The sequence below is a fragment of the Shewanella sp. MF08487 genome (genome assembly GCF_050848685.1).
GTDB classification, from domain to species: Bacteria; Pseudomonadota; Gammaproteobacteria; order Enterobacterales; family Shewanellaceae; genus Shewanella; species Shewanella glacialipiscicola.
Window position 1 is genome coordinate 22,254 of record NZ_JBOZPB010000035.1, and the last position, 7,933, is coordinate 30,186.

Consider the following 7,933-nt stretch of genomic DNA (forward strand, 5'->3'; position numbering starts at 1 on the left):
TTCAGGTTCCTAAATATCATTAGCCATTAGAGGCTTAAATATCACTTTGCAACAGTATAAGTTACAAAGTGATCAGCATTACAAAGTTATAAATTATCGAGCTTGCTCAGCTAAAAAAGCATCCACTTCTGCACGTAACGGGATAGAGGTTTGTGCACCAAAGCGACTAACACTAATCGCTGCTGCGCCATGGGCAAAGATGATAGCCTCATTTAGCGTTTTGCCTTGCTGTAATCCCGTTAACACGCCTGCGTTAAAAGTATCACCAGCGGCCGTTGTATCTTTTACTGTTACATTGAAACCTGCAATTTGCTGGCCTTGACCACGCTCGCTAAGATACACGCCTTTACTGCCTAAGGTGATCATCACAGTTGCTATACCTTTAGTATGCAGATGTGCGGCGGCAAGTGCTGCACTGTCAATGCTATCGACTTTTATACCCGTCAGCAATTCAGCTTCGGTTTCATTGGGAGTAATAATATCCACTTTTGCCAACAGTTCATCAGCCAATACCATGGCAGGAGCAGGATTCAACACAACTAAAGTCCCCGCTTCTTTTGCCATAGTCGCCGCGCTAAGAATGGTTTCTAGCGGGGTTTCTAATTGCATCAGCAAGATATCTGCCTGAGTGATTAAATGTTGGTGTGGAGCCAACATTGCGGGCGTTAAAGCTGCATTCGCGCCTGGGGCGATACAAATGCTGTTTTCACCACTATCAGCCACTTGGATCATCGCCACCCCAGTGGTCATGTTACTCGCGATCATCAGCCCTGAAACATTAATGCCTAAAGCTTGATATTCTTTATATATCCGCAAACCAAAATCATCATCACCCACACAGGCAATAAACGCGACATTAGCACCAAGACGCGAAGCAGCAACGGCCTGATTAGCCCCTTTACCGCCCGCAATAACCTGATATGCAGATGCCATCAAGGTTTCACCCGGACGAGGAAAACTCGGTACTTGTACTACATGGTCAGCATTAACACTGCCTAATACAACTAGTTGGCTCATGATGCTTTCCTTAATTATTGGCTGATCACTTTTAATGGTACTGGGATAAATGCCTCAACTGTCTGGCCTTTTAGCAGCTTATCCGCTGACTCAACTCCTAAAGCACCGATCAATTCTGGTTGTTGGGCAATCGTTGCGGCTAAGCGTTTACGTTTAACCATGGCAATACCTTCTTCAGTGCCATCAAAACCAACAATCAGCAAGGATTTACCCGCAGCTTGCGCAGCGCGTACTGCACCGAGTGCCATTTCATCATTCTGGGCAAATACTGCATTCGCATCACGATTAGAAATTAATAGATTTTCAAGCACGTTCAACCCTTTAGTGCGGTCAAAATCTGCTGGTTGGCTCGCTAAGATTGTCAATTTATGCTCAATCGCACCCAACCTAAAGCCTTCACCACGCTCACGCGCCGCAGACGTCCCTGCGATACCTTCTAATTGAATCACCTTGGCATCGGCACCTAAGCGCTGGAAAATAAACTCGGCAGCCAGTTTGCCACCAGCCATATTATCTGACGCTATATGGCTAACCGTTTTACCATTATTTGCGCCACGATCTAATGTCATGACGGGGATATTACTGCTGTTGGCGAGTCGAATGGCATTCGCTACCGCATCAGAGTCGGTTGGGTTAATCAAAATAGCCTTAACACCGCGCACGACTAGATCTTCCACATTGGCTAATTCCTTGCTGGGATCATTTTGTGAATCGAGCACAATCAAACGGTAACCCAATTCTTGTGCTTTCGCCTCAGCACCTTCTTTCATGGTTACAAAGAAAGGATTATTAAGGGTTGATACCACCATAGCTAAAGTATCTTGTGCAAAAGCACTGTTCACCAAAGTCAGAGAAAGAGACAGCATGCTCGCCTTCATAGCCATATTTAAAAATTTCATATCATTAACCTTATTATTTATGTTTGTTATCGACCATTACTGCCAGCAAGATCACACTGGCTTTAACGATCATTTGATAATAGGAGGATACATCGAGTAAATTCAACGCGTTATTGAGGAAACCAATAATCAAAGCGCCCACTAAGGTGCCCATAATCCGACCTTTACCACCCGCTAAACTCGTGCCACCTAGCACTACAGCAGCAATAGCATCGAGTTCATAACCCACACCTGCGGTCGGCTGCGCCGATGATAAACGCGACGTCACGATAATGGCCGCTAACGCTGCCAAGGTACCGCACAGGGCATAAACGCCAATCTTAACGCGATCAACATTGATACCAGACAACTTAGCCGCGGATTCATTGCCGCCCACCGCATAAATGTAACGCCCAAAGCGCGTGTGATTAAGCAGATACCAAACGGCAGCAAACACAATCACCATTAACCATACCGGAACAGGAATGCCCAAGGCGTTACCCGTACCAAACCATGCGAATTGATCGGAGACATCGGTAAAACCCGTGGTCACTGGGCGGCCATCGGTATACACCATAGTTACGCCACGCAGTAACGTCATGGTTACTAAGGTCGCAATAAACGCCTGCACTTTACCCTTAGCGATAATGATGCCGCTAATGGCACCTAAACTCGCACCAGCAACCAACGCTGTAGGTACAGCAATAAATACTGGGATTTCCATACCAATCAAGGTCGCAGCAAGAGCGCCACATAGCGCTAAAACAGAACCGACACTTAAATCGATACCCGCGGTTAAAATCACTAAGGTCATACCCACTGCAATAATGGCATTAACCGAAGTTTGTCTAAAAATGTTTAGCAGGTTATCAAGGCTGAAAAAATGCGGGTTGAGCATCGACACTAATGCGATTAAAAACAGTAGCGCTAACAGTGATTTCTGCTCAATCAACCAAGCTTTAACGCGGACGCTTGATAGCGATGGCGCTGCCGTAAGGTGAGTACTTGCAGGCTTCATAGGATTTCCTCTATTTGGTATTTGCCAACGGCTGCGGCCAGTATCTGTTCTTGCCCTGCTTGATCGCGTTCAAATTCAGCGCTAATTTGACCTTGGTGCATCACTAAGATGCGGTCGCTTAACCCCAGTAATTCAGGCATATCTGATGACACCATGATCACCGCAAGTCCTTGAGCTTTAAATTGATTAATAAGTTGGTAGATTTCTTTACGAGCGCCGACATCAACACCGCGGGTCGGCTCGTCTAAGATCAATACCTTAGGTTGAGTCATTAACCCCTTAGCAATGGCGACTTTTTGTTGATTACCACCCGATAACAAACCAATCGATTGCTCTTGTGACGGCGTTTTTATATTGAAGGCTTGAATAAACTCGGCCACTTTTGCTTGTTCACGCTGATGTTGAATTTGTCCAAACTGCGACAATTCCCCCAAGCTGCACAGTGACATATTTTCTTTGACTGAGAGGCCGAGTAACAAACCCTCGCCTTTTCTATCTTCAGAAATATAAGCAATGCCATTGGCAAGCGCATCTTGGCTCGACTCGATAGTCAGCGACTGGCCGTTAAGTAAAATGTTGCCCGACTGGATTGGAATCGCACCAAAAATCAGCTTCATCAACTCAGTTCGACCCGCGCCCATCAGCCCTGCTATACCCAGTAACTCGCCTTGCATCAGCTTAAAGCTCACAGCGGATGAGTCTGCAGCGCGTAAATCTTTTAATTCAAGACAGACATGCTCTTGGCGGTGATCTTGATAGGGATATTGCTCATCGAGCTGACGACCCACCATAAGCTCAATCATGGAATCTTCACTTAAGTCATTGATGCAACGTTCGGCGATAAATTGGCCATCTCTAAGCACAGTGACATGGTCGCAAATAGTGAAGATTTCTTTGAGGCGATGGGAAATATAAACGATGCCGCAACCTTGCTGCTTAAGCTCGTTAATCACTCGAAACAGACTTAAGGTTTCCACATCGGTGAGCGCATCTGTCGGTTCATCCATGATGATGACCTTAGACTCAAAAGAAATGGCCTTTGCAATTTCAACCAGTTGCTGTGCGCCTAAGCTTAACTGACCCAATAAAGTGCGACTGCTATGTTTAACATCTAAGCGCGCCAGTAACTGGTCAGCTTGGCGATACATGGCTGGCCAATCAATCCCACCAAAGCGATAGCAAGGTTCACGGCCTAAAAAGATATTCTCGGCAATCGACAGTTCAGGAATTAAATTAAGCTCCTGATGAATAATGCTGATCCCTGCTAATTGTGATTGGCGCGGACCATTAAATTTAACGGCTTGACCTTGGTATTCAATGCTGCCGCCGTCACTCTGATAAATGCCGGTCAGCACTTTCATTAAGGTTGATTTACCAGCACCATTTTCCCCCATTAAGGCCATGACCTTACCGGGATAAACCTGCAAGCTGGCACCATCTAACGCCTTAACTCCAGGAAATGTTTTAACTATTTTGTCTAATTTGAGAATGGCTGATTGCATATCTATCAGACCCTTATCCATAATCCGTTAAAAGGGTACGCCACAACTGAAAATAACATTGGCGTAAGGGCTGCACTCACCACAGCGCACTATGGCGCGACTGTTATGGCTTTGGAGTTTAAAGGCATCGTGGCTGATATAAATGATATTGATGTGACGACCGCAAAGCTTCTGCTCTTGCGCAATTCGCTCTAAAATTTGTTGATGTACTTGCGGATTAATATCAATGATTTCTTGCGCTAAGGTCACTGATTGCAACTGCAGCTCGCTCAAAATGGCATCAATACAAGACAGCAAATCGGGCACACCGGGTGATAATGCCATATCGATACGCTCGGCATTGGCTGGGATCGGTAAGCCAGCATCACAAATAGTTATCTCGTCAAAATGACCGCATCGGGCCACTAGAGCGGATAAAGCAGGGTTCAGTAGGGTCGTTTTTTTCATTTATTTTCCCACAACGTTAAGTCAACACCCAACGGTATAGTCGGTTATTCACAGGATTATTTGTGGACAATCACCGCGAAAAACACAAGAAAACCGTTTGCGCAATCGTTTCGATGAGGGTGACTGTAAGAAGTTATTGAATCTTTTGCAGCAGTTCAATACCAAAAATGTGATGCAAATCACAATCGTGCAGTAAAATGAATAGACTTAAAATTGAATTAATAAAAAACAATATTGATTAACAACAGCTATCAGTCGCAACAATCTGACCGGGGTGGTAACAATATGTCTTTAATATTCAGATGGGTATGACTGGCGACAGTAAGGCGCAGAATAGAACGATGGAGAGATATCCCTAACTTGCCCAAATGCACCCGAAGAGAAGAGTTTCACAGTTCCTAAGGTTTTTTAATACTAGGCGCATTAATGGTTATTTTTTGAATGGATACAACCGAAACTGAAGCTATAAAAGCTCTGCACCATTAGCTGTGAACTTAGTGCTGACAACTCGCGAGGAATAAAGACAGCAGCCTTAAGAGATTATAAGGCTGCTTTGAGTGCGTACTGATTACTGCTCGATACCCACGATTAACCAAGGTGAGTTGGCTTGCGTGACGTTACGCTCTAAATGCCAGATTTCCTTAATTTCTTCTTCTACGCCTTCAACGGTATCGCGATAGCGGCCGCTAAATTTAACACTCACTTCCGCAAGATTTGCATTGTGTGTGGCGCGGACAAGTTCGGCATCCAAAAACATCACTTCAGTGTGCTGGTCACCAACTAACTCGCGACGTTGGTTGCTGAGTTCATTGTAAAGATCAATAGAAACATACTCTTGGATTTTGCTTAAGTCGTTTTCATTCCACGCCAGTTGTAGCGTTTTGTAGTGGCTGCGCGCGCCTTCTAAAAAGCCTGGTAAATCAAAGCCTGCTGGCAAATCAAACGGAACATCGCTTGCCGCTTGGCCAAAACCATTGCCACCGCTGTTAGCAGACCCTGTTTGCTCTGCTGCTTCACGCTGCATATTAGGGCTTGGTTGGCTCGCACCCGCATAGGCAGGCCTTTGCTGCGCACCTGCCTTTGAGGCCATCACAGTACGAACGATTTTGAATAACACAAATGCCAGCAAACCGATTATCAAAATATCCATAATTTGAATATTTTCAAAGCCGCCGCCCATAAACAGCGCAGCTAATAGGCCGCCCGCTAATAAACCGCCTAACATGCCGCCCATCATCCCTTTTTTACCCGGCGCGCCCGCTGGTGCCGTAGTAGGAGTGTTAGTCGCCGCAGGCTGAGCCGGAGCTGTTTGATGGCTTTTGCCAATCGATTTACTACCGCCGAATTTTTTTGCTTCTACAACTGGGCTAGTAACCAAACTAACCGCAAAAATCATCGCCAGCATAATAAATAACTTTTTCATTTATAGGATCTTTATATAACCAGAGGTGCTGGCATCATAACGGTGTGACATTATATGTCAACTATGAAAAAGCGGAGGCTAATTATCTTTTGCATATTTAGTGAGTTGCTATTAGCACTGCCATTCCAGTGACTCACTGGCTTTAGTTATAAAAAAGATTCGACGAAGAGTACCTCAAAAGATGTATATGTTCTGACTCTGTGACGTGAGAAATGATTAAGCACTGTCATTCCAGTGACGCGCAACAAGCACATCCCTGTGTGCTCGACCGTGACATCCCTGTCACGAACGATCACTTACACGCAGTGCTTAATCCCGTTAACTATTGTGCATCCTGATAGCCAGAACTCCCCGAAGTTCAATACCAAGATCGAAGTACCATCTAAGCATGCATATTTCTTGAACTAATATTTGGAGCAATCGCTATAGAGAAAAGATATGTTTGCCCTATCTTTTTACAACACTTGGGATAAGGCCGCGGCTACGCGCGGCATATCCTTATTTGTTAGCCAGCATTACCACGTTGGTATTTGAGGATCCTTTCCTCTTAATGCTGAAACAACGTTGATTACATTAGTATACTTAGCAATATATTCTGGTTTCCTTAGTAAATCGATCGCGTAATCCTTCATTTCACTTTTGGAGTTAAAGGTTTTACTAGCTATCAAATCTATTACATCTTTGATGTAACTGAACATTGCCTCGCAAGACTCATCAGGGTCTACATCAAATTGATAGAAGTCTTTCCCCTCATGCACCAACTTATTTCGCACATCCGTGTACAACATATCGTACATCTCTAGCTTTTTCTCAAAAGCGTCAGAAGATCCTTTTGACAATAGAGCTGCAATATACGTTCTATGCTTCCACCCAGACCATTCTGGATCGACTAGACCATCCAATGTAAACACCAAGTTTAAAAACTGAGACTCAGAACCAATTGAGTAGAATGACTGACGACATGATCTCAACGCAGATACCACTGAATTAGCGATTTCATTGTTGATATCATTACTATAAATAAAAGAAAGATAGCTAATAGCCGGAGCACAAAAACCATCGACTTGCGGTCCTAACCAATTATTACTTACAGAGATAGGTCTCGAAATCCCAGATAATTTAAATGGCTTGAGATGTGTCTTACCCATTGGAATAATGTTGACGGAGAAAAAACCATCATTCATTTGCCCAGCCGGATTTGGGGTGAATTCTCTAACCTTAAATGAACTATGAGAGTACCTAACAAGATCTAACGCATGCTCTGCAATAGACAAGCACTTATTAATTACATAATCATTATGATCAAACGTTTTGTTAAGTCGCAATAAATCCTTGTAGTTTAGATCCTCTTCAAACTGAACATACTCACAATCAAAATCTGAAAAGCGATCATATGGTTCGGGGTCGAATTCCTTACGACAAAAAAATACATACTTTCCAAGAGTGATTGTTTCTTGAATATAAATTTTACCTAGCGGAACTATCACTATACATTTAACTGTCATATCATCACTTTCTAGTTGAAGTGGTCAACTAAATTTGGCCACGGTTTTAGAATCTTCCCAAAATCTTCGCTCTGATTCATTTGGGCTTAATCCTGCATTATAATGATGTGGCCTGACTTGGCTGTAATAGCCAATAATATAAT

At 43.9% G+C, this 7,933-nt stretch carries 7 protein-coding genes; all 7 read right to left on the minus strand.

Annotation, left to right across the window (positions count from 1 at the left end; genetic code table 11):
• Positions 1–93: 93 nt before the first annotated feature.
• Positions 94–1,017, minus strand: coding sequence for a ribokinase (gene rbsK, locus ACRN9H_RS18370; protein ID WP_432315633.1), 924 nt, complete (start codon positions 1,015–1,017; stop codon positions 94–96).
• 14 nt (positions 1,018–1,031) lie between these two features.
• Positions 1,032–1,916 carry a ribose ABC transporter substrate-binding protein RbsB gene (rbsB, locus tag ACRN9H_RS18375; RefSeq protein WP_432315635.1) on the minus strand — a complete coding sequence of 295 codons (885 nt, stop codon included), beginning with the start codon at positions 1,914–1,916 and terminating at the stop codon, positions 1,032–1,034.
• Positions 1,917–1,929: 13 nt separating this feature from the next.
• Positions 1,930–2,913, minus strand: coding sequence for a ribose ABC transporter permease (gene rbsC, locus ACRN9H_RS18380; protein ID WP_220772179.1), 984 nt, complete (start codon positions 2,911–2,913; stop codon positions 1,930–1,932).
• Complete coding sequence (rbsA, locus tag ACRN9H_RS18385; protein WP_432315637.1) at positions 2,910–4,415, minus strand: ribose ABC transporter ATP-binding protein RbsA; 1,506 nt, start codon at positions 4,413–4,415, stop codon at positions 2,910–2,912. Before rbsA ends, rbsC begins: the two co-directional genes overlap by 4 nt.
• Positions 4,416–4,442: 27 nt before the next feature.
• Positions 4,443–4,862, minus strand: coding sequence for a D-ribose pyranase (gene rbsD, locus ACRN9H_RS18390; RefSeq protein ID WP_432315639.1), 420 nt, complete (start codon positions 4,860–4,862; stop codon positions 4,443–4,445).
• Between the two features lie 568 nt (positions 4,863–5,430).
• Complete coding sequence (locus tag ACRN9H_RS18395) at positions 5,431–6,285, minus strand: Tim44 domain-containing protein (protein WP_432315641.1); 855 nt, start codon at positions 6,283–6,285, stop codon at positions 5,431–5,433.
• A gap of 515 nt (positions 6,286–6,800) precedes the next feature.
• Complete coding sequence (locus tag ACRN9H_RS18400) at positions 6,801–7,790, minus strand: hypothetical protein (RefSeq protein WP_432315643.1); 990 nt, start codon at positions 7,788–7,790, stop codon at positions 6,801–6,803.
• Between the last annotated feature and the right edge of the window lie 143 nt (positions 7,791–7,933).

Excerpts from the sequence above, each read along its gene's own strand:
- rbsA (WP_432315637.1), bottom strand. The coding sequence starts at position 4,415 with ATGCAATCAGCCATTCTCAAATTAGACAAAATAGTTAAAACATTTCCT.
- rbsB (WP_432315635.1), bottom strand. The coding sequence starts at position 1,916 with ATGAAATTTTTAAATATGGCTATGAAGGCGAGCATGCTGTCTCTTTCT.
- ACRN9H_RS18400 (WP_432315643.1), bottom strand. The coding sequence starts at position 7,790 with ATGACAGTTAAATGTATAGTGATAGTTCCGCTAGGTAAAATTTATATT.
- rbsK (WP_432315633.1), bottom strand. The coding sequence starts at position 1,017 with ATGAGCCAACTAGTTGTATTAGGCAGTGTTAATGCTGACCATGTAGTA.
- rbsC (WP_220772179.1), bottom strand. The coding sequence starts at position 2,913 with ATGAAGCCTGCAAGTACTCACCTTACGGCAGCGCCATCGCTATCAAGC.
- ACRN9H_RS18395 (WP_432315641.1), bottom strand. The coding sequence starts at position 6,285 with ATGAAAAAGTTATTTATTATGCTGGCGATGATTTTTGCGGTTAGTTTG.
- rbsD (WP_432315639.1), bottom strand. The coding sequence starts at position 4,862 with ATGAAAAAAACGACCCTACTGAACCCTGCTTTATCCGCTCTAGTGGCC.